Below are 19,903 nucleotides of genomic sequence, written 5' to 3' on the forward strand. Positions count from 1 at the left end.
TCAATAACACGCTTTGCGCGTAACCGCAGTTCTTAATTCGCCATTCTCAATTTTTCATTCACCTGCCACTAAAATTTATTGCACAATGTGTGCAAACGTGGTATAATTTTGAGGTTATAAAGAAATGATAACGATTCTTGGCATCGACCCGGGCTATGGCACGATTGGCTACGGCGTGGTGCGGTTCGATAATATGAAATTTACGCCGGTGCAGTACGGTGCGGCAAAAACCGCTCCCGGAATACCAATGCACCTGCGCTTATGTGAGATTTACGATGATATCTGTACGCTGGTGGACACATTTCACCCGGACGAGGTGGCAATCGAGGAGCTTTTCTTCTCGAAAAACGTCACAACCGGCATTCAGGTTGCGCAGGCGCGCGGTGTAATTCTGCTGGCGCTGGCCCAGAAGGGACTGCATCCGGTATCCTATACACCAAATCAGGTGAAGCTGTCCGTTGTCGGCTATGGCGGCGCGGAGAAAAAACAGGTGATGGAAATGACAAAAAGCATTCTCCATCTCACCAAGCTGCCGCGTCCGGACGATGCCGCGGATGCGCTTGCGCTGGCCATCTGCCACGGGCATTCCCGGCAGGCCATGCGCTATGAAGGCTTATTATGAGGTTTAAATAGATGTTTTATTATGTAGACGGCACGGTTTCCGTGCTCCAGCAGGGGCTTGTGGTGATCGACTGCGGCGGTGTAGGCTATGCCTGCCACGCTTCGCAGAACACCATCGGCAAGCTGAAAACCGGCGAAAAAGCGCGTCTGCTGACCTGGCTCAATGTCCGTGAGGGCGTGTTTGAGCTGTACGGTTTTATCGACGAGGAGGAGAAATCCTGCTTCCTGATGCTGACCAGCGTTAACGGTGTTGGCCCGAAGGCGGCGCTGTCCATCCTGTCGGTCGCACCGCCGGACAGACTGGCGCTCAGCATCATCACCGGCGATGAAAAAATGCTCATGCAGGCGCCGGGCATCGGCAAGAAGATCGCACAGCGCATTGTACTCGAGCTGCGCGACAAGATGAGCAAGGAGCAGCTGGAGACCGCATCTGCAGCGTCTCCGGCGGCGGCAGCCGCCGTTTCCGGCGGTGTCAACCACACGCAGGAGGCAGTCGCGGCGCTTATGGTGCTCGGCTATACGCAGGCAGAGGCGCTGCACGCGATGGAGGGTCTGGATGCTGCCGGCATGGAGGCGGACGAGATCATCCGTCAGTGCTTGAAAAAGCTGGTCAAGTCCTGATTTTGGACGATAAAAGCCTGATCAAGTAGGAGAGTGTACCTTTGAGTATTGAATTTTCCGGCGGCATGACGGATGATGAGCGCATCATCTCCACCCGCCAGCTCAGCGAGGACGAGACCGAGAATTCGCTCCGTCCGAAATCCATGGCGGACTATATCGGTCAGAAAAAAGCCAAGGAAAACCTGAGCATTTACATACAGGCCGCGAAAATGCGCGGTGAATCGCTCGACCATACGCTGCTGTACGGTCCGCCGGGTCTGGGCAAGACCACACTCGCGGGCATCATTGCCGCAGAAATGGGCGTGAATATCCGTGTTACGAGTGGTCCGGCGATCGAAAAAGCGGGAGATTTGGCGGCTTTATTGACAAATCTCTCAGAGAATGATATTTTGTTTATTGACGAGATCCATCGTCTCGACCGTGCGGTAGAGGAGATTCTCTATCCTGCGATGGAGGACTATGCACTCGATATCATCATCGGCAAGGGGCCTTCGGCGCGCTCGATCCGTATCGACCTGCCGAAATTTACGCTCATCGGCGCGACTACGCGTGCCGGTCAGATGACGAGCCCGCTGCGCGACCGCTTCGGCGTCATGCTCCGTCTGGAGCTGTATTCGCCGGAGGAGCTGTGCGGCATTGTTGAACGCTCGGCAGGCATTCTTAATGTACCGTGCGAGCACGAGGCGCATTCGAGATTGCGCGGCGCAGCCGTGGTACGCCGCGAATCGCCAACCGGCTTCTGCGCCGTGTGCGAGACTTCGCACAGGTAATCGGCACCGGTACGATTGACAGAAAAAGTGCCGACATTGCGCTTCGCGCACTCGAGATTGATGAGTTAGGTCTGGATAACGTAGACCGCAGAATGCTCAAAAGCATTATCCAGAACTACGGCGGCGGTCCAGTCGGACTGGACACGCTGGCCGCGACCATCGGCGAAGAAGCAATCACCTTGGAAGATGTTTATGAGCCGTATCTCATGCAGATCGGCTTTCTCAGCCGCACGCCGCGCGGACGCTGCGTGACGCTGCAGGCTTACCGTCATTTAAATCTGGAACCGGCGGACGGACAGCAAATGCTGTAATGCAATCGTTTCCCCGCCTTTATCATACAAGAAAGTTAGGTGTTTCATTTGGGTAGATATTTTGGAACAGACGGCGTTCGCGGTGTAGCGAACTCGGAACTTGATGCACTGCTGGCATTCAAGATCGGCGCGGCAGCGGCATACGCACTTACGCAGGAGTCTGCACACGGCCGCAAGGCGAAGCTGCTGATCGGCAAGGACACCCGCGTATCCTCGGATATGCTGGAGAACGCGCTCGTCGCGGGCATCTGCTCGGTTGGCGCGGATGTAGAGCTGCTCGGCGTTATCCCGACGCCGGCGGTCGCTTTCCTCACCATCAAGCACAAGGCAGATGCGGGTATTGTCATTTCCGCAAGCCACAACTCCTTTGAGTACAACGGCATCAAGATTTTTGCAGGCAACGGCTACAAGCTGCCGGACGAAACCGAGGCAAGAATTGAGGACCTGATCGACGATTTCGAGTCTATTCCGAAGATGACCCACGAGAAGATCGGCCGTGTACTCAAAAGCGAGATCGATCCGGTAGTCGAGTACACCGACCACCTTGCAGATACCATCAAGGGCGACCTGTCCGGTCTGCGCGTGGCGGTGGACTGTGCAAACGGCTCCTCCTCCACGACGGTGGAGCGCCTTATGCGTCTGGTCGAGTGCAAGGCGGAAATTCGCTTCTATGAGCCGGACGGCATCAACATCAACGATAACTGCGGCTCCACCCATCTCGGTCAGCTGAAGGAGCGTGTCCGCTCAGGCAATTTTGATCTTGGCGTTGCCTTTGACGGCGATGCTGACCGCTGCCTGATCGTAGACGAGACCGGCGAGGAGCTGGACGGCGACCGCATTATGGCAGTCTGCGCGGCGCACATGAAGAAGGAAGGCAAGCTGCGCGGCGGCGCATTTGTTGCCACCATTTTGTCCAACATGGGTCTGCACGCCTACGCCGATAAGAACGGCATGAAGATCGAGTGCTCCAATGTAGGTGACCGCTATGTGCTCGAAATGATGCTCAAGAAGGGCTACATTCTGGGCGGCGAGCAGTCCGGACACGTTATTTTTCTTGAGTATGCGTCCACCGGTGATGGTGAGCTGACTGCACTGCAGTTTATGTCTATCCTCAAGGCGAGCGGCAAGAAGTGCTCGGAGATCGCAGCTGAGGTTGAGCCGTGGCCGCAGCTGATGATCAATGTCAAGGTGCCGAACGATAAGAAGGCTACCCTGCAGCAGCTGCCCGAGGTCAAGGCGGCTATCGATGCGGCTTCCGCAGAGCTGGGCAATAACGGCCGAATCCTGGTTCGCCCGTCCGGTACGGAGGCGCTTGTGCGCGTCATGGTAGAGGGCACGAACAGTGAGCAGGTAGATACTTTGGCAAAAAAGGTTGCCAAAGTCATCGAGTCTGTTGTATAATATAAAAGAGCCAACGGGAGTGGGTGTGGTTTGCACACCCACTTTCTTCATTCTGAATAGGGAGGTGGGAGCATTTGCGCACAATTCCATAACATGCTAAGCGCCAGAACTGCGGTGCAGCCGGTATCGCAGTTGACGAGGAAAGGGTTAATCGAAAGTATTCGGCGGGTGCCCTTCGGTCACAAGTGGGTTGATCGTCAGCAGGCTGTTAAAACATACGGGCGACCGTATCGACAGAGCAGTTATGCGTAACGCACTATTTTTATACCCAAAATTAGAAATTCACCGCATATATTGAGGTAAGGCAATACGGAATAATTAAACAAGAGCGATTTGTGAGAGAGTTTTACGGACCAATAAGGCGTGTTTGGCGGTAATGCTTGATGTATTATCGTAAAATCGCAACGCAGTCAGGACGTAAAATCTTCACAAAGCGGCGCGGCAGCGCGACCGGAGTTCGTGCAAGAAGCCGCAGCTTTCATTGTTCCGTGCTGCCTAAGGCTCATACTGAAATGTTGCGGAAGATATGTTATATTTACCGTTGCAAAGGAGTATTATTTTATGTGTGGAATCGTTGGATTCACCGGACGCGAGAACGCGCTTCCGATTCTCATCAAGGGTCTGTACAGTCTGGAATACCGTGGCTATGACTCTGCCGGTGTGGCTGCCTTCACGAGGACGGTCTGCGCGTTGTCAAGGCGCGCGGCCGCATTGCAAACCTTGAGGAGAAGATCAAGGAGGAAGGCGGCGACATGTACTGCACCTGCGGTATCGGTCACACCCGCTGGGCAACGCACGGTGAGCCGTCCGACCGCAACTCACATCCGCATCTGGGCGGCAAGGGCAAGGTAGCAGTTGTACACAACGGCATTATCGAGAACTACAAGGAGCTGCGTGAGCGTCTGGAGGCACACGGCTACGAGTTTAAGTCCGAGACCGATACGGAGACTGTCGCGCACCTCGTGGACTATCTGCACACCGGCAAGCAGGAGGATCTGGCAAAGACCGTTCTGCAGGCCGTGCAGCGTCTGCGCGGCTCTTACGCACTGGGCGTAGTCTCGATGGATAACACGCAGGAGATTGTTGCTGCACGCCGCGGCAACCCGCTGGTTATCGGTATCGGTGAGGGCGAGAACATGATCGCATCCGATATTACCGCTATTATCAATCGCACCAAGCGTTACATTATTCTGGATGATAACGAGGTTGCAATCGTTCGCCCGGACAGCGTAGTTGTCATGAACGAGTTCGGCGATACGGTAGAGAAGGAAATCATGACCGTAACGTGGGATATGTCCGCAGCGGAAAAGGGCGGCTACCAGCACTTTATGCTCAAGGAGATCATGGAGCAGCCCAAGGCAGTTGCCGATACGGTTAAGCCGCGTATCAAAAACGATGCGGTTGTATTCGAGGACAACGGTCTGACCGACGAGCGTCTGCGTGAGATCGAGCATATCCATATCATCGGCTGCGGCTCTGCACTGCACGCAGGCATGGTCGGCAAGCGCGTGATTGAGGCGATGTGCCGCATTCGCTGCACGGCAGAGGTTGCCAGCGAGTTCCGTTATGAGAACCCGATCATCGGTAAAAAGGATATGTGCATCGTTATCAGCCAGTCCGGCGAGACGGCGGATACGCTGGCTGCCATGCGTCTGGCCAAGCAGGCAGGTGCGTTCACGATTGCGATCGTAAACGTCGTTTCCTCGACGATTGCGCGCGAAGCAGACGGTGTGCTGTATACCTGGGCCGGCCCGGAGATTTCGGTCGCCACCACCAAGGCGTACTCCGCGCAGCTCTCCGCGCTGTATCTCATCTCGGTTAAGATCGCGCGTGTGCGCGGCCTCATCTCCATCGGTGACGAGCGTGCGCTCTGCGCTGAGCTCCAGCGCCTGCCGGAGTGCATCGAGCAGACCCTGAAATGCCAGTCGGATATGCAGCGTATCGCTACGCTGTATGCAAACCGCTCGAGCGTGTTCTTCCTTGGCCGCGGGCTGGACTATGCCGCCGCGCTCGAGGCTTCGCTCAAGCTGAAGGAAATTTCCTATATTCATTCGGAGGCGTACGCTGCCGGTGAGCTTAAGCACGGCACCATTTCTCTGATCGAGGAGGGTACTCTGGTTGTTGCTCTGGCAACGCAGCCGGCACTGTTTGAGAAAACAGTCTCCAATATCCGTGAGGTTGTAGCGCGCGGCGCAAGCGTCGTGCTCGTCACCACGGACGATTTCACCGGGGATGAGTCGGTCTGCCAGCACATCGTGCGCCTGCCGAAGTGCCTGTATGAATTTTCCGCTTCGCTTTCGATTATTCCGATGCAGCTTTTGGCATACTATATCGCAGTGGAGCGCAACTGTGATGTCGATAAGCCGCGCAACCTGGCAAAGTCGGTAACTGTAGAGTAAAACGTCAACAATATTGTCATAATTACACAAAAATAGAAGCGTGTTTTTGTGTGATATAGGTAAAGATGACAATCGTTTCTTGACATTTCCAATTCTACCGCGTATAATAGCTATTGACATGAGAAATGATTATCAAATACAGCCATCGAACGGGATTCCGGATGAAAAGCTGTGCCGTCTGGCACGGCAAGGAGACGGACCTGCGATGGAGAATCTGATCCGTCGTTATACCCGTCTGGTCAAGACCTGTGCGCGGCCCTACTTTCTGGCAGGCGCCGATGCAGAGGATCTGATGCAGGAGGGCATGCTCGGGCTGCTGAATGCCGTCCGGGAGTACGACGAGAGCAAGGGCATACCCTTTGGAGCGTTTGCACGGTTGTGCATCACGCGGAAGATTTATTCCGCAGTGAAGGCGGCAGCGTCGCTCAAGCACGACCCGCTCAATCAGTCCATGTCAATCGATCGACCTCTGTTTGAAGACCTTGCGGAATCGCGTACCCGGGTAACTGCACCGAATGGTGATCCTGAATCGCTTGTTATCGGCAATGAGGAGAGGGAAGAGCGGAAAAAGAAGCTCTACTCGCTTTTGTCTGAATTTGAGGCACAGGTTTTGACGTTGTTTTTGGACGGCTTATCGTATGAAGAGATGTCCGAAGCGCTGCACAAACCAATCAAATCTGTGGATAATGCCGTCCAACGCATCAAGCGAAAATCGGCAGCCATTAAACCTATTTAGGCGATAGCAGGCGCAGTGTCTGTACGCATATATTTCAAGTTTCCCGAGGGAACAGTATCAAAGAGAGGTAAAAACCATGTACGAAGACAAGACTTTAGTATGCAAGGAATGCGGTAAGGAGTTCGTGTTCACCGCCGGCGAGCAGGAGTTTTACGCAGAGCGCGGTTTCCAGAACGAGCCGCAGCGCTGCAAGAGCTGCCGTGACGCGCGCAAGAACGCTGCACGCGGTCCGCGTGAGTTCTTCACCGCTACCTGTGCTGCTTGTGGCGGCGAGGCTCGCGTTCCGTTCGAGCCGAAATCTGACCGCCCGGTATATTGCAGCGAGTGCTTCGCAAAGATGCGTGAGCAGTGATACCGTAACGATAAAAAATCAATAAATGACACGTTAAAAGTGCCAGTAATGACTTTTCTCATTGCTGGTGCTTTTTTCTTTGCCCAAAGGAAAGGAATCGGCAAGGGAATGTGTGTTCCGAAAAATGATAAAGAAATGAAGAATCGGATCCGCAGGCGAAGGGCGGCTTGCGGCAAAAGAAAACCTCTGCTCAAAATGAGCAGAGGTTTTCTTTTGATTTTAAGCAATAACATCGTATTTCAGGATTAAGCCACGTTTCTGCCGGTCGTCAAGGTCAGCAATAGCGGCATCAATACTGGGAAATAAGCAAGGGCAGATATGGCCTTTGCTAAGATTCACGAAGCTGTACATGTTTGTTCCCTTGTGGGGGAGCAGAAGTACGTCCAGCGTTTCGTTGCGCTTAAAAATGCAGAAATGCATAGAGAAGATCCTTTACTTGGCTTCGTTGATGGTAAGCAGCTCCTCGATCGTCTCTTTCTGCCGGCGAAGAAAGCCGAGATAGAAACCGTCAGAAACGGAAAATGCGATGAATGCTGCGTGCAGCAGAAGGGCTCTGATATGTATGAGAAGAGCTATAATCTCCGCGATGTTCATATTTTTTGATGTGTAGAAGGCATAGGTGGGATTGGTGAGAAGCAGATAAAAGTCCCTTAAGATAAACGCACTAACCGGAATCAGGGCGAACGATAAGGCAATCCAAACGCGGGTGTCTTTCTTAAGGGCCTCGTATAAATGCAGAATGTCGGCGTGCTTGGATTCCAGTTCCTCGTGCGAAAAGCGGGAATAGTAATCCAAGTCACATAGTTTCTGGTACTGATGAATTCGGCTGCGCCGTTTTCATCGGACTTTGATGGTATATTGCTGGGCATAGGCGATAACTCCTGTAATTGGGGTAGTTCTTGATAAAAAGAAAAGGAAGACCCTAAAGAGCCTTCCTTATCGAAAGTGTCGGTAATGAAATTCTCATTACCGGCACTTTTTATTTGTCCGCAGTAAAAATAGGCCTCAAATAAGGAGGAAAAAGGTGTGAAAAATGAAAAAATGATCTATCTCCCATATGTTCGTTTTGAGCAGGAAGAAGGAGAAGCGGAGGGTATCGGCTGGTACTTTACGCAGTACAATGCCGAAACTGGAGAAGGTAAAGGCTGGCACGGAACAGAGTTCATGCCGGATTACTTCTTTGAAACGAACTGCGAGTGCGGCGAACCGGAAACAAAGTTCTTTGACGTGCATATCAATGAGCCGATCGAGCAGTGGAGTTGGCCGGAACCGCCGGATGACGATGCGTTCACGAACTACGATGCGTGTTCCAACACAACGCGGGTTTCGCTGTCAAGTGCCTTCAAGTGCTCGGCGAGAGAAGCCAATCCTCCCGCGTTGCGGACAACATCCAACGGCAGCTGAACAACCTCGCCCAAAGAACGAAGCGATGCAGCCGTGCTCTTTCTGCTTGGAACATCAATACCCACTGTGTTCATAGAAACACTCCTGTTTGGAATTTGCAATGGACAACGCCCTCTTTACCCATTGCCGATTCTATCTGTTTGCCTACATGAATGCGCTGGCTCTACCTGCACAAATCGAACACTGCTTTAATCCGCACACGGCGCGGGAAAAAGGTTTAGTGGCCTACGGGCAAACCTTGGTGTCTCCCTCTTGCGCCCATGCAGGGCAGGCAAGAGCGTTATCGCTTCTCAAGCGATAACGCTCCGAATAGCGGCATTCAGAAAACCGCGTTATCTCGTCGCAAATCTTGACAAAATCCTTAAAAACCGATACAATATAAAGGTTAAAAAGGACTTTCGGCTCCTGCTATGACGGCGGGAGCCTTTTTGGAGGAAACACGATGGAACTTACATTATGCTGTCCGACTTTATTCGGGCTGGAGGGCATCGTCGCGGACGAGCTGCGCTTCGGCGGCAGGCTGACCGACGTGCACGCGGAAAACGGCCGCGTGCTGTTCACCGGTGACGAAAACACGCTTGCATGGGCGAACCTGAACCTGCGGTGCGCCGAGCGTGTGCTCATCCGCATCGGCACATTCAAAGCCAAAACGTTCGACCAGTTGTTCGAGGGCGTAAAAGCACTCCCGTGGGAGCAGTTCATTTCGGCAGACGGCGCATTTCCGGTCAAGGGTCACAGTCTGGACTCCACGCTGCACTCGATTCCGGACTGCCAGAAGATCATCAAAAAGGCAGTCGTATCGCGCCTGGGCGCGAAGTACGGTCAGACCTGGTTTGATGAGATTGGTGAAAAGTATCAGATTCAGTTCGCCATCATGCACGATGTGGCTGAGCTGTACCTCGATACCTCGGGTGCCGGTCTGCACAAGCGCGGCTACCGCGCCAACAGCAATGCGGCGCCGCTTCGTGAGACGCTGGCGGCGGCTATGGTCAAGCTGGCGCGCTGGCGCGGGCGCGATCCGTTCCTCGACCCGTTCTGCGGCTCGGGCACGATCGCGATTGAGGCGGCCATGATCGCGCAGCGCCGTGCCCCCGGTCTGCTGCGCCGCTTTGACGCGGAAAGGTGGAGCTGCTTTGACAAGTCGGTCTGGCAGCAGGCGCGCGAGAGTGCGCTCGACCTTGCCCAGCCGGACGCAAAATTCGATATCGTCGGCAGCGACATTGACCCGGACTGCGTGCAGCTGTCCATCGAGAACGCGCGCAAGGCCGGTGTGGCGAACACGGTGTTCTTCGAGCGCGCGGACGCAGTAAAGCGCGATTACAGCGGTGCAGGCGTACTGTTTGCCAATCCGCCGTACGGTGAGCGTCTGCTGGACTTGCAGCAGGCGGAAAAGCTGTACGCCGACCTCGGCAGAGCGACAAAAAACAGCCCGATGAAGCAGTATCTGCTCAGTTCGGACCCGCTGTTCGAGCGCTGCTACGGCCGCAAGGCGGATAAGCGCCGCAAGCTGTACAACGGCATGATCAAGTGCGAGCTGCATATGTATTTTAAAGACCCGTCTGCATCGAACAGGGGAGAGAATAAGCACTCCGACCGACCGTCTGCTAAACGGCCTGCAAAACGCTGAGCGGTACAGGGCACTGTTCATAATTTGTTCAGAAAATTTTTGTGAAAATTCCGGATTACCCCCTTGCATATTGCGGCTCCTTGGTGTAAGATAATACTCGAAGTTAGCACTCGGGTAATTTGAGTGCTAACCCCCGACATTGTAAAATCTTATTTTTCATAGGAGGAATCCATTATGAAGCTCAAGCCCCTTTGCGACCGCGTAGTTATCAAGATGGTCGAGGCGGAGGAGACCACCGCAAGCGGCATTATTCTTACCGCATCCGCACAGGAGAAGCCCCAGGTTGCTGAAATCATCGAAGTAGGCCCGGGCGGCGTTGTTGACGGCAAGGAAATCAAGATGGAAGTTCAGAAGGGTCAGAAGGTCATCACCGGCAAGTACACCGGTACTGAGGTTAAGCTGGACGGCGAGAAGTATATCATCGTTCGTCAGAGCGACATTCTGGCAATCGTAGAGTAATTTTCAGGAGGTAATTCATCATGGCTAAGCAGCTTATTTACGGCGAGGACGCGCGCAAGGCTCTGCAGCGCGGTATTGATCAGCTCGCTGATACCGTTAAGGTAACCATCGGTCCGAAGGGCCGCAACGTTGTACTGGATAAGAAGTACGGCGGTCCGCTGATTACCAACGACGGTGTTACCATCGCTAAGGAGATCGAGCTGGACGACGCTTTCGAGAACATGGGCGCACAGCTTGTTAAGGAAGTTGCCACCAAGACCAACGACATCGCAGGCGACGGCACCACCACCGCTACCGTTCTGGCGCAGGCTTTCGTTCGTGAGGGTCTGAAGAACGTAGCAGCAGGTGCAAACCCGATGGTAATGCGCCGCGGTATCGCCAAGGCAGTCAAGGCTGCTGTTGCAGCGATTGCTGAGAACTCCAAGAAGGTTGACGGCACGAACGACATCGCACGTGTAGGCGCTATCTCCTCCAGCTCCGACGAGATCGGCACCCTGATCGCAGAGGCTATGGAGAAGGTTTCCACCGACGGCGTTATCACCGTTGAGGAGTCCAAGACCGCTGAGACCTACTCTGAGGTTGTTGAGGGCATGCAGTTCGACCGCGGTTATATCACCCCGTATATGTGCACCGACACCGAGAAGATGGAAGCAAACCTGGACGACGCTCTGGTGCTGATCACCGATAAGAAGCTGTCCAACATTCAGGAGCTGCTGCCGATCCTCGAGCAGGTTGTTAAGGCTGGCAAGAAGCTGCTGCTCATCGCTGAGGACGTTGAGGGCGAGGCTCTGTCCACCCTGATCGTAAACCGTCTGCGCGGCACCTTCACCTGCGTAGCTGTTAAGGCTCCGGGCTTTGGCGATCGCCGCAAGGATATGCTCCGCGACATCGCAATCCTGACCGGCGGTACCGTAATCTCCGAGGAGGTTGGTATCGAGCTGAAGGACGCTACCATGGATATGCTGGGTTCTGCCCGTCAGATCAAGGTAACCAAGGAGAACACCACCATCGTTGACGGTGCTGGCGACAAGCAGGCTATCGCAAACCGCGTTGCTGAGATCCGCGGCGCAATCGAGCGCACCACCTCTGACTTCGACCGTGAGAAGCTGCAGGAGCGTCTGGCTAAGCTGGCCGGCGGCGTAGCAGTTATCAAGTTGGCGCTGCAACCGAGACTGAGATGAAGGAGCAGAAGCTCCGCATCGAGGATGCACTGAACGCAACCCGCGCAGCTGTTGAGGAAGGCATCGTAGCAGGCGGCGGTGTAGCTTATGTAAACGCTATCGCAGCGGTTGAGGCTCTGGCTGCAGAGGCAACCGGCGATGAGAAGACCGGTATGCAGATCGTTGCACGCGGTCTGGAAGCACCGATGAAGCAGATCGCTGCCAACGCAGGCATCGAGGGCGCAATCGTTGTTGATAAGGTAAAGCACGCTGACAAGGTTGGCTACGGCTTTGACGCTGCAACCGAGACCTACGGCGACATGATTGCAAACGGCATCGTTGACCCGACCAAGGTAAACCGTTCCGCACTGCAGAATGCAGCATCCGTTGCTTCGATGGTCCTGACCACCGAGAGCCTGGTTGCTGATAAGAAGGAGCCTGTTGCTCCGGCTCCGGCTGCTCCGGATATGGGCGGTATGTACTAAGCAGTACCGAAAAACGCTGAAAACACTGGAGATTTCAAGGGTTCAAAGGCAAACTTACCATAAACTTACGACAATCGTCAGTGGAAAGACGCCAGATATGTATGAGGCCGACGCCTGCAAAATGCAGGCGTCGGCCTTTTTCTGTTGTCGAAAAATTACAGATACAAATGTGCTTAATGTATTCTTCAAGAGGCTTGAGACTTACCCGGAAATGAAAACAGAGCGCTTCACAGCAGTGAAACGCTCTGTTTTTGTATGAGTATCATCGAATTTGCGTGCTCCGGAGTTTTATGCAGCCATTGCTCGAAAATCCGGATGAAGCAGTTCCGCAGCAGCCGGAGATTATTCGTACAGCGGGAACTTCTCGGTGAGTGCCAGAACGCGTGCGGAAATCTCGTCCTTCTTCTCATCGTAGTGATAGATGCAGTCTGCAATGCAGTCCGCGATGACCTTCATCTCTTCCACGCCCATGCCGCGGGTCGTAGCGGCCGGGGTGCCCAGACGAACGCCAGAGGTGATGAACGGGCTGCGCTTCTCACCCGGAACGGTGTTCTTGTTGGCGGTGATGTGAACCGAATCCAGACGCGCCTCCAGATCCTTGCCGGTGCACTCCTCGTCGGTCAGATCAACGAGCAGCAGGTGATTGTCGGTACCGCCGGAAACCAGCTTGACACCGCGTGCCTGCAGCTGTGCAGCCATAGCCTTGGCATTCTCAACGATCTTGCGTGCGTACTCCTTGAACTCCGGCTGCAGTGCCTCGCCGAAGCAAACCGCCTTGGAAGCGATAACATGCTCGAGCGGGCCGCCCTGGGTGCCCGGGAATACAGCGGAGTTAATGCGCTTTGCCAGAACAGCGTTGTTGGTCAGGATCAGGCCGCCGCGCGGACCGCGAAGCGTCTTGTGGGTGGTGGTGGTAACAACGTCAGCATACGGCATCGGGTTCTGGTGCTGACCGCCGGCAACCAGACCGGCAATGTGCGCCATATCGACCATCAGGTAAGCGCCGTAGCCATGTGCGACCTCGGCCATTTTCTCGAAGTCGATGGCACGCGGATACGCGGATGCACCTGCAACGATCAGCTTCGGGCGATGCTTCTTGACAGCCTTCTCAAGCTCAGCGTAGTCGATGAAGCCATCCTCGTTTACGCCGTAGGAAACAAAGTGGTAGTTCTTGCCGGACTGGTTGACCGGAGAGCCGTGGCTCAGGTGACCGCCCTGAGACAGATCCATGCCCATAACGGTGTCGCCCAGGTCGAGCAGAGCGAAGTAAACCGCAAGGTTGGCCTGTGCACCGGAGTGCGGCTGAACATTCGCATATTTTGCACCGAACAGCTCACATGCGCGCTCGATTGCGATACGCTCTACCTTGTCAACAAATTCACAGCCGCCGTAGTAGCGCTTGCCGGGAAGACCCTCTGCGTACTTATTGGTCAGCACGCTGCCCATAGCAGCCATAACGCCGGGAGAAACGATATTTTCGCTGGCGATCAGCTCGATATTCTGGCGCTGACGGTGCAGCTCCTCGTTCATCGCACTGCCCAGCTCGGGGTCGATCGACTGGATCATACCGATGGAATCCATCATTTCTTTGTACATTTGAACTACCTCCAAGCTTTAGTAGTATAAAGTTCTCTTTGACTATACCATTGCCCTCATAAAAAAGCAAGTCGATTTTATGAAAAATATAACCAAAAATGAAGGATTGCCAAAAGCCTCCTGCAAAATGAGAAAAAGGCAGGTTACCCTGCCTTTGCTCAGATATTCTGATAGAACAGTCCGTCCCTCGTGCAGTACCACAGCAGCATGCCGTGTCGAATATAGGGCAGACGCACGTCTAATCCCCATTCCGGGTACTGCTTTTTGACGATCATCGTGTCTCCGCTGAGAAATGCAACGAACGAGATATAGTGCTCGCGGTGCATTTCATGCGGTGCGGTGATATACCATTCTCCGTCGCTGTGCTCAATTTGCAGTGCATTTTCCTCGTCCGGTTTGTGCATAACGAGGTTGGTCAATTTTGCACCGCAGCAGGTCACATCTGCGTCATCGGTCGAGAACAGCAGATTGCCGCAGGTCGGACAGCGGTAAAACCGCATTTTCTTCATATTGCCGTTAGTCATATCGTTTTCCTCCAGATCGCCTCTCAGCAGGGCTTCGGTGTCCACGCCGAGAGCCTGTGATAACAACGGGAGGAGCGAGATGTCGGGAGCACCGCCGCCGCGCCCCCATTTGGATACCGCCTTGTCGCTGACGCCAAGCTGTTCAGCCAGCGCAAGCTGTGTCAGTCCCAGTTTTGTCCGCATTGTACGGATTAGTCTGCCGGTTTTTACCTGATCCATTCGGATCACCTCCCTTGCGTTCTATTATACGGAAAACGGAGGAGAATACAATGAACGCTCCGTAGAGTTGCGGAAAATTGAGAATGGAAACATAAAAATCCCGCGTGAAATTCAACGCGGGATTTGCTGTCTTATCGGAAGACAGACTGCGGAAACGCTTCCGGGTCGGCTGCCTTTGCGGCGGCATCGTCGATGCGGACCTCTCCGCTGCGGACGAGTTCACCGAGCGAATCGTCCATCAGCATCATACCCTGATTGCGGCCGGTCTGCATGGTGCTGATGAGCTGATACGACTTGTTCTGGCGGATCAGGTTGCGCACGGCAGGGGTGCCGGTCAGAATCTCAAATGCGGCTACGCGGCCGCCCATGGTGCGCGGTATGAGCGTCTGGCAGACAATGCACTCAAGCACCTCGGCAAGCTGAATGCGAATCTGCTCCTGCTGCTCTGGTGGGAATACATCTACGATACGGTCGATCGTACCGGCAGCTCCCTTGGTGTGCAGTGTGCCGAATACAAGGTGACCGGTCTCAGCAGCCGTGATAGCGGTCGAAATGGTCTCCAGATCGCGCATCTCACCGACGAGAATAACGTCTGGGTCCTGCCGCAGAGCTGCTCGCAGGCCACTTGCGAAGCTGTCCGTATCCGCACCGATTTCACGCTGGTTGATCATTGAGCGAATGCGCGGGTGTACATACTCGATCGGGTTTTCCAGCGTGATGATATGGCGTGCCGCGGTGCGGTTGACGTGGTCGATCAGTGCCGCCAGTGTGGAACTTTTGCCGGAGCCGGTCGGTCCGGTCACGATAACCAGTCCGCGCGGCTTTTCGGCCTGCTGTATAATGATATCCGGCAGGCGAAGCTGCTCCGCAGTCGGGATTTCCATCGGCAGCAGACGCAGCGCCAGCGCCGTGTGGTGTTGCTGGCGAAACAGATTGCAGCGCATGCGCACGGAATCGGCAAACGTCACTGCAAAGTCGGACTCGCCGATGGTTTTCAGCTCGTGCAGCTGATGCTCATCCGCAAGCTGCTGCACCGCATCCTGCACATCCTGCTCGGTCAGAGGTACGTCACCGTGGGTACGCAGCTCACCGTCGATACGCAGCATCGGCGGGAGACCAACGGTTAAATGCACATCGGAGGTGTTTTTCTCCTTGGCGTAAAAAATCAGAGTTTGTAAATCGTACAAGGCGTGTCTCTCTCCTTGGTGTCCCAAAGCAGGGGACAGAGTTTATATGGGTATTGTACCGCAAATTGCCTGCCGCTGCAAGTAAGGATAAATGAAAACGGCTTCGGAAAACCGAAGCCGTTGAGACCGTCGAAAAACTTTGTTTTTTCGACAATCTGCGAGAATGCTTATGCGTTCTTCTTTTGTTTTCGCGTGTTATTTCGGCGGGTCGTTTCCTTTATTTGAACTGCAGTGCGCTATGACTTCGTTCAGATAGACCGACATGCCCGCACATAGGACACCCTGCACAACACCTTCAAACAGAGCGGCTGCCCAGTTGCCGTAGCTGGCATAGCGCGATACGACCGACAGACAGGCCAGTCCAATCCCGCAGAACGTGAGTGCCAGAGGATAAATTGATTGGGAAACCGCTGTATTGCCTTGAGTCCGCGTCCGATGCAGTATAAAACCGCCACCAGAACCGCGAAATCCGCCTTGATATACTGCGTCAGTTCTTCCATGGGTTCACCTCCCCTTAACAGCCTATGCGGAAAGAGAACGATGTTTGCCAAGGCATATCGCAGGGCGGCATGACCTCATGCCGCCGTTCGCAACGATCTGCACGTACTTACAGGCGGCGGGCCGGGGGCAGCCCACCCTGCATGATACGTTTATCGCTATCTACTTCTCACTCTCTGCAAGCTGGACTTGCAGATTTTAGTCTGCTGCTGTATAATACAATAGATTAGGAATGTTTACCGCCAAATAAAAGGCTGGAAAATATGGGAGATACGAAGATGAATACTGCTTCTATTCTGGGCGTGCAATTTCACGCCGTTACCAAGCAGCAGGCTGTTGAGCTTGCAATGAGCAAGATCCGTTCCCGGCAGAAGGGCTACGTTGTTACCCCGAATCCGGAGATTGTCGATCTCTGCCGCCATGACGAAAAATTCATGGGCGTTGTCAACCATGCGACGCTTGTCCTGCCGGACGGCATCGGCATCATCTATGCTGCGAAGATCCTCGGTGAAAAGCTGCAGGGCAAGGTAGCCGGCATTGAATTTGCCGAGAGCCTTGTTGCCGCGATGGCCAAGGAGAACATGCGCCTGTATCTGCTGGGTGCGAAGCCCGGTGTTGCCGAAAAAGCAGGTGCGAACCTGTGTGCAAAGTATCCAGGACTGGTGCTGGCCGGCACGCATGACGGCTATTTCTCCGACCCGCAGGAGGTTGTTGACAGCATCAACGCCGCAGGCGGTGCGGATGTTGTGTTCGTCTGTCTGGGTGCGCCCAAGCAGGAGAAATTTATCGCGGACAACATGGACGATATCCACAGCACACTGTTCTGCGGTCTCGGCGGCTCGTTGGATGTGTTTGCAGGCGTTGCCAAGCGCGCGCCGGATATTTTCATCAAGCTGGGTCTGGAGTGGTTTTACCGCCTGCTCAAGCAGCCCAGCCGTATCGGCCGTATGATGAAGCTGCCGAAATTTCTGCTCATCGTTATCAAGGAACGGCTGTTTGGCAGAAAGGGGAAGTGACAAGAATGAAAGTAAAACTGCTTGCTTACACGCCGGACCCGGAAAAGTTGGTCGCGGCTGCAGCAAAGAACTGCTATTCCTCCACGGACGTTGACAGCGTGCTGGATGGTCTGACCGAGGAAAAGACCGAGAGCTTTGTCAACATGCTTTCCGAGATCGGCCACGAAAGCCCGATCGAGCATGTGTCGTTCACCTTTGCAATCGAGGGTGTATCACGTTCTCTGCTGGCACAGATCACGCGCCACCGCATTGCATCGTTCTCGGTACAGAGCCAGCGCTATGTGCGTGAGAAGGGCTTCGAGTATGTTGTTCCGCCGGAGATTGATAAAATTCCGGCTGCCGGGCAAAATTCATTCAGGCGATGGAGGACGACCAGCGCACCTACGAGGAACTGACGGCCGCGCTGATGGAAGGCTATCTCAAGGATCTGCTCGAGCAGGGCGTTCCGGAGAAGACCGCCCGCAGCAAGGCTGAAAAGCACGCCATTGAGGACGCACGCTACGTTCTGCCGAACGCCTGCGCGACTCGCATTGTCATGACGGCGAACGCCCGCAGCCTCAAGAACTTTTTCCGCCTGCGCTGCTGCAATCGCGCCCAGTGGGAGATCCGTGCGCTTGCCGAGGAGATGTACAGGCAGGTATACGCTGTTGCGCCGACGCTGTTCGGTCACTGCGGACCGGCCTGCGTGGACGGTGTCTGCACAGAGGGCAAAATGTCCTGCGGCAAGGCCGCAGAAGTGCGCGCGCACTATCAGGCGCTGCGCGAGGGCAAGTAACCCCCAAATCAATCTTGAGAAAGGTATTATATGTTACCGTTTAGAGAAATTACTTTAGAAGATAAACCAATGGTCGAGCACTGCGGCTCGCATTACAACTATCATCTGTGCGAGCGCTGCTTTGTCGATCTTTTCATGTGGCGCGGCCACTACAACACGCAGATCTGCTTCAAAGACGGCTTTATGCTGGTGAAAATGTCTCCGTTGGACGGCGGACACGACTGCTATCTTGCGCCTGTCGGTCAGGGCGACCTCGGCGCTGCGCTGGATGCGCTCGAGCAGGATGCCGCTGAACGCGGTCTTCCGTTCGTCATTGTCTCGGTCGCTGAGCCGATGATCGAGCGTATCGAAGCCGTTCGTCCGGGCAAGTTCACGTTCGCGCATGACAGCGAGGACGGTGACGATTATATCTACCTCGCGGAAAAGCTGCGCACGCTGTCCGGCAAAAAGCTGCAGAGCAAGCGCAACCTCGTTAACCGCTTCAAGACCGCCTATGAGGGGCGGTGGAGCTACGAGGACATGACCCGGGAAAACAGCAAGGATGCGTTCGCCTTCCATGTGCACTGGTGCAACCTGAACGGCTGTGCACGCGAGCGCGACTTTGAGGGCGAGACCTGCGCAATCGTGCAGGCACTCCACAACTTTGACTACTTGAATTTGCGCGGCGGACTGCTCCGCTTGGACGGCGAGGTTATCGCGTTCACATTCGGCTGCAAGGCTACGCCGGATATGTTCGTGGTACAGATTGAAAAGGCCGACCACACGATTCAGGGCGCGTACCAGATGATCAACCAGCAGTTCGTACAGCGCAACTGCAATGATGTGGAATACGTCAACCGCGAGGAGGATCTGGGACTCGAGGGTCTGCGCAAGGCGAAGAAGTCCTATTATCCGGTGATGCGCGGCGTGAAATATGTGGCAACACCGAAAGGTTGATTGAAATGATGCGATTTGCCGAAAAAGGAGATTTTCCTGCCGTTCGCACCCTCTGGGAAACCTGTTTTCCGGATGAGGGCGGCTTCAATGACTACTTCTTCGCGCACTTCTATAAAGAGAAATATACGCTGCTGTATCTCGAGGGTGAAACGCTCGTGGCGATGGTGCAGATGCTCCCGTACCGCATGACGGTGGGCGGCGTATCCCGCGAGGTGACGTATATCTACGGCGCGTGTACCGACCCGGCGCACCGCCGCAAGGGTTATATGGCGCGGCTGCTCGAGCGCTCGTTCGAGTTGGACAGGCAAGGGGGACGCATTGCGTCCGTGCTCATTCCGGCAGAAAAGTGGCTGTTTGATTTTTACAAACCGTTCGGCTACGAGCCGTTCTTCCATATTTCCCGCCGGGAGATTATCCGCACGGCAGGGGAGCGCGAAGCGCCTCGGCGGCTGACCTCGGCGGATGTGCCTGCACTGGCGGCGCTGTATGACAAACTGGTGCCGAAATGCCGCATCGAGCGGGACAAGGCGTACTGGAACGCGCAGCTTGCGCTGTTCGACACGCTCGGCGCGGGCGTGTATGGCTGGTTCAAGGACGGAACGCTCACCGGCTATGCGTTCTGCTGGGAGGACAATGCGCAGGAGCTGCTCGGTGCAGATGACGCGCAGCTGCAGGGTCTGCTGGACGTGCTGCGGCGCGATATGCTCGCCGTGACGGAGATCGGCGCGGAAACTGCACTCGGCGTATGCAAATGGCATGAGAAAGCGGATGAAACCGCTGGATATATGAATTTAATGCTCAACTGA

17 protein-coding genes and 4 pseudogenes are annotated in these 19,903 nt (G+C 54.7%); 16 read left to right on the forward strand and 5 right to left on the reverse strand.

Annotated elements, in window-relative coordinates; genetic code table 11:
- Window positions 1-124: 124 nt before the first annotated feature.
- The 8 genes and pseudogenes from ruvC (at window position 125) to DXB00_RS16150 (ending at window position 7,460) form a co-directional block, all read left to right on the forward strand.
- The gene (ruvC, locus tag DXB00_RS03870; protein WP_337764176.1) at window positions 125-622 is read left to right on the forward strand and encodes a crossover junction endodeoxyribonuclease RuvC; all 498 of its coding nucleotides are present in this window, start codon (window positions 125-127) and stop codon (window positions 620-622) included.
- Between the two features lie 11 nt (window positions 623-633).
- A complete protein-coding gene (gene ruvA / locus DXB00_RS03875; RefSeq protein WP_118729450.1) occupies window positions 634-1,242 on the forward strand; it encodes a Holliday junction branch migration protein RuvA in 609 nt (202 codons plus the stop codon).
- A 65-nt stretch (window positions 1,243-1,307) separates the two neighbouring features.
- Window positions 1,308-2,323, forward strand: a pseudogene (gene ruvB, locus DXB00_RS03880) (Holliday junction branch migration DNA helicase RuvB).
- A 48-nt stretch (window positions 2,324-2,371) separates the two neighbouring features.
- Entirely contained in the window at window positions 2,372-3,724 is a 1,353-nt protein-coding gene (glmM, locus tag DXB00_RS03885; RefSeq protein ID WP_110436909.1) for a phosphoglucosamine mutase, read from the forward strand.
- A gap of 561 nt (window positions 3,725-4,285) precedes the next feature.
- Window positions 4,286-6,123, forward strand: a pseudogene (glmS, locus tag DXB00_RS03890) (glutamine--fructose-6-phosphate transaminase (isomerizing)).
- Window positions 6,124-6,328: 205 nt separating this feature from the next.
- A complete protein-coding gene (locus tag DXB00_RS03895) occupies window positions 6,329-6,859 on the forward strand; it encodes a sigma-70 family RNA polymerase sigma factor (RefSeq protein WP_243022659.1) in 531 nt (176 codons plus the stop codon).
- A gap of 76 nt (window positions 6,860-6,935) precedes the next feature.
- Entirely contained in the window at window positions 6,936-7,211 is a 276-nt protein-coding gene (locus tag DXB00_RS03900; protein ID WP_117490422.1) for a zinc-ribbon domain containing protein, read from the forward strand.
- 48 nt (window positions 7,212-7,259) lie between these two features.
- Window positions 7,260-7,460, forward strand: a complete 201-nt coding sequence (locus DXB00_RS16150) for a hypothetical protein (RefSeq protein ID WP_147358086.1) — start codon at window positions 7,260-7,262, stop codon at window positions 7,458-7,460.
- Window positions 7,461-7,643: 183 nt separating this feature from the next.
- On the opposite strand, the gene DXB00_RS03910 is transcribed toward DXB00_RS16150, so the two are convergent.
- Entirely contained in the window at window positions 7,644-8,006 is a 363-nt protein-coding gene (locus DXB00_RS03910) for a hypothetical protein (RefSeq protein ID WP_118729452.1), read from the reverse strand.
- A gap of 231 nt (window positions 8,007-8,237) precedes the next feature.
- Here DXB00_RS03910 and DXB00_RS03915 point away from each other — a divergent pair, with 231 nt between their 5' ends.
- The 4 genes and pseudogenes from DXB00_RS03915 (at window position 8,238) to groL (ending at window position 12,346) form a co-directional block, all read left to right on the forward strand.
- The gene (locus DXB00_RS03915) at window positions 8,238-8,615 is read left to right on the forward strand and encodes a hypothetical protein (protein ID WP_118729453.1); all 378 of its coding nucleotides are present in this window, start codon (window positions 8,238-8,240) and stop codon (window positions 8,613-8,615) included.
- Window positions 8,616-9,057: 442 nt separating this feature from the next.
- On the forward strand, window positions 9,058-10,242 hold the full coding sequence (locus DXB00_RS03920; protein WP_118729454.1) for a THUMP domain-containing class I SAM-dependent RNA methyltransferase: 1,185 nt from the start codon (window positions 9,058-9,060) through the stop codon (window positions 10,240-10,242).
- Window positions 10,243-10,416: 174 nt separating this feature from the next.
- Entirely contained in the window at window positions 10,417-10,701 is a 285-nt protein-coding gene (locus tag DXB00_RS03925; RefSeq protein WP_110436870.1) for a co-chaperone GroES, read from the forward strand.
- Window positions 10,702-10,721: 20 nt separating this feature from the next.
- Window positions 10,722-12,346 (forward strand): annotated as a pseudogene (gene groL, locus DXB00_RS03930) (chaperonin GroEL).
- Between the two features lie 342 nt (window positions 12,347-12,688).
- Here the strand turns inward: groL and glyA are convergent.
- The 4 genes from glyA to DXB00_RS03950 all read right to left on the reverse strand — a co-directional run bounded on the left by glyA (window position 12,689) and on the right by DXB00_RS03950 (window position 16,316).
- On the reverse strand, window positions 12,689-13,942 hold the full coding sequence (gene glyA, locus DXB00_RS03935) for a serine hydroxymethyltransferase (RefSeq protein WP_118729455.1): 1,254 nt from the start codon (window positions 13,940-13,942) through the stop codon (window positions 12,689-12,691).
- A gap of 158 nt (window positions 13,943-14,100) precedes the next feature.
- Entirely contained in the window at window positions 14,101-14,685 is a 585-nt protein-coding gene (locus DXB00_RS03940) for a helix-turn-helix domain-containing protein (RefSeq protein ID WP_118729464.1), read from the reverse strand.
- 131 nt (window positions 14,686-14,816) lie between these two features.
- A complete protein-coding gene (locus DXB00_RS03945) occupies window positions 14,817-15,872 on the reverse strand; it encodes a type IV pilus twitching motility protein PilT (protein WP_119214555.1) in 1,056 nt (351 codons plus the stop codon).
- A gap of 195 nt (window positions 15,873-16,067) precedes the next feature.
- Window positions 16,068-16,316, reverse strand: a complete 249-nt coding sequence (locus DXB00_RS03950; RefSeq protein ID WP_117555065.1) for a phage holin family protein — start codon at window positions 16,314-16,316, stop codon at window positions 16,068-16,070.
- A gap of 332 nt (window positions 16,317-16,648) precedes the next feature.
- Between DXB00_RS03950 and DXB00_RS03955 the strand changes: the two genes are divergently transcribed.
- The 4 genes and pseudogenes from DXB00_RS03955 to DXB00_RS03970 all read left to right on the forward strand — a co-directional run bounded on the left by DXB00_RS03955 (window position 16,649) and on the right by DXB00_RS03970 (window position 19,903).
- Window positions 16,649-17,386 carry a WecB/TagA/CpsF family glycosyltransferase gene (locus tag DXB00_RS03955; RefSeq protein WP_117751751.1) on the forward strand — a complete coding sequence of 246 codons (738 nt, stop codon included), beginning with the start codon at window positions 16,649-16,651 and terminating at the stop codon, window positions 17,384-17,386.
- 5 nt (window positions 17,387-17,391) lie between these two features.
- Window positions 17,392-18,161: pseudogene (gene thyX / locus DXB00_RS03960) on the forward strand (FAD-dependent thymidylate synthase).
- 69 nt (window positions 18,162-18,230) lie between these two features.
- Entirely contained in the window at window positions 18,231-19,097 is an 867-nt protein-coding gene (locus DXB00_RS03965; RefSeq protein WP_158581252.1) for a DUF2156 domain-containing protein, read from the forward strand.
- A 5-nt stretch (window positions 19,098-19,102) separates the two neighbouring features.
- A complete protein-coding gene (locus DXB00_RS03970; protein ID WP_118729468.1) occupies window positions 19,103-19,903 on the forward strand; it encodes a GNAT family N-acetyltransferase in 801 nt (266 codons plus the stop codon).

Source organism: Butyricicoccus sp. OF10-2 (assembly GCF_003481925.1).
Classification (GTDB): Bacteria; Bacillota; Clostridia; order Oscillospirales; family Butyricicoccaceae; genus Agathobaculum; species Agathobaculum butyriciproducens.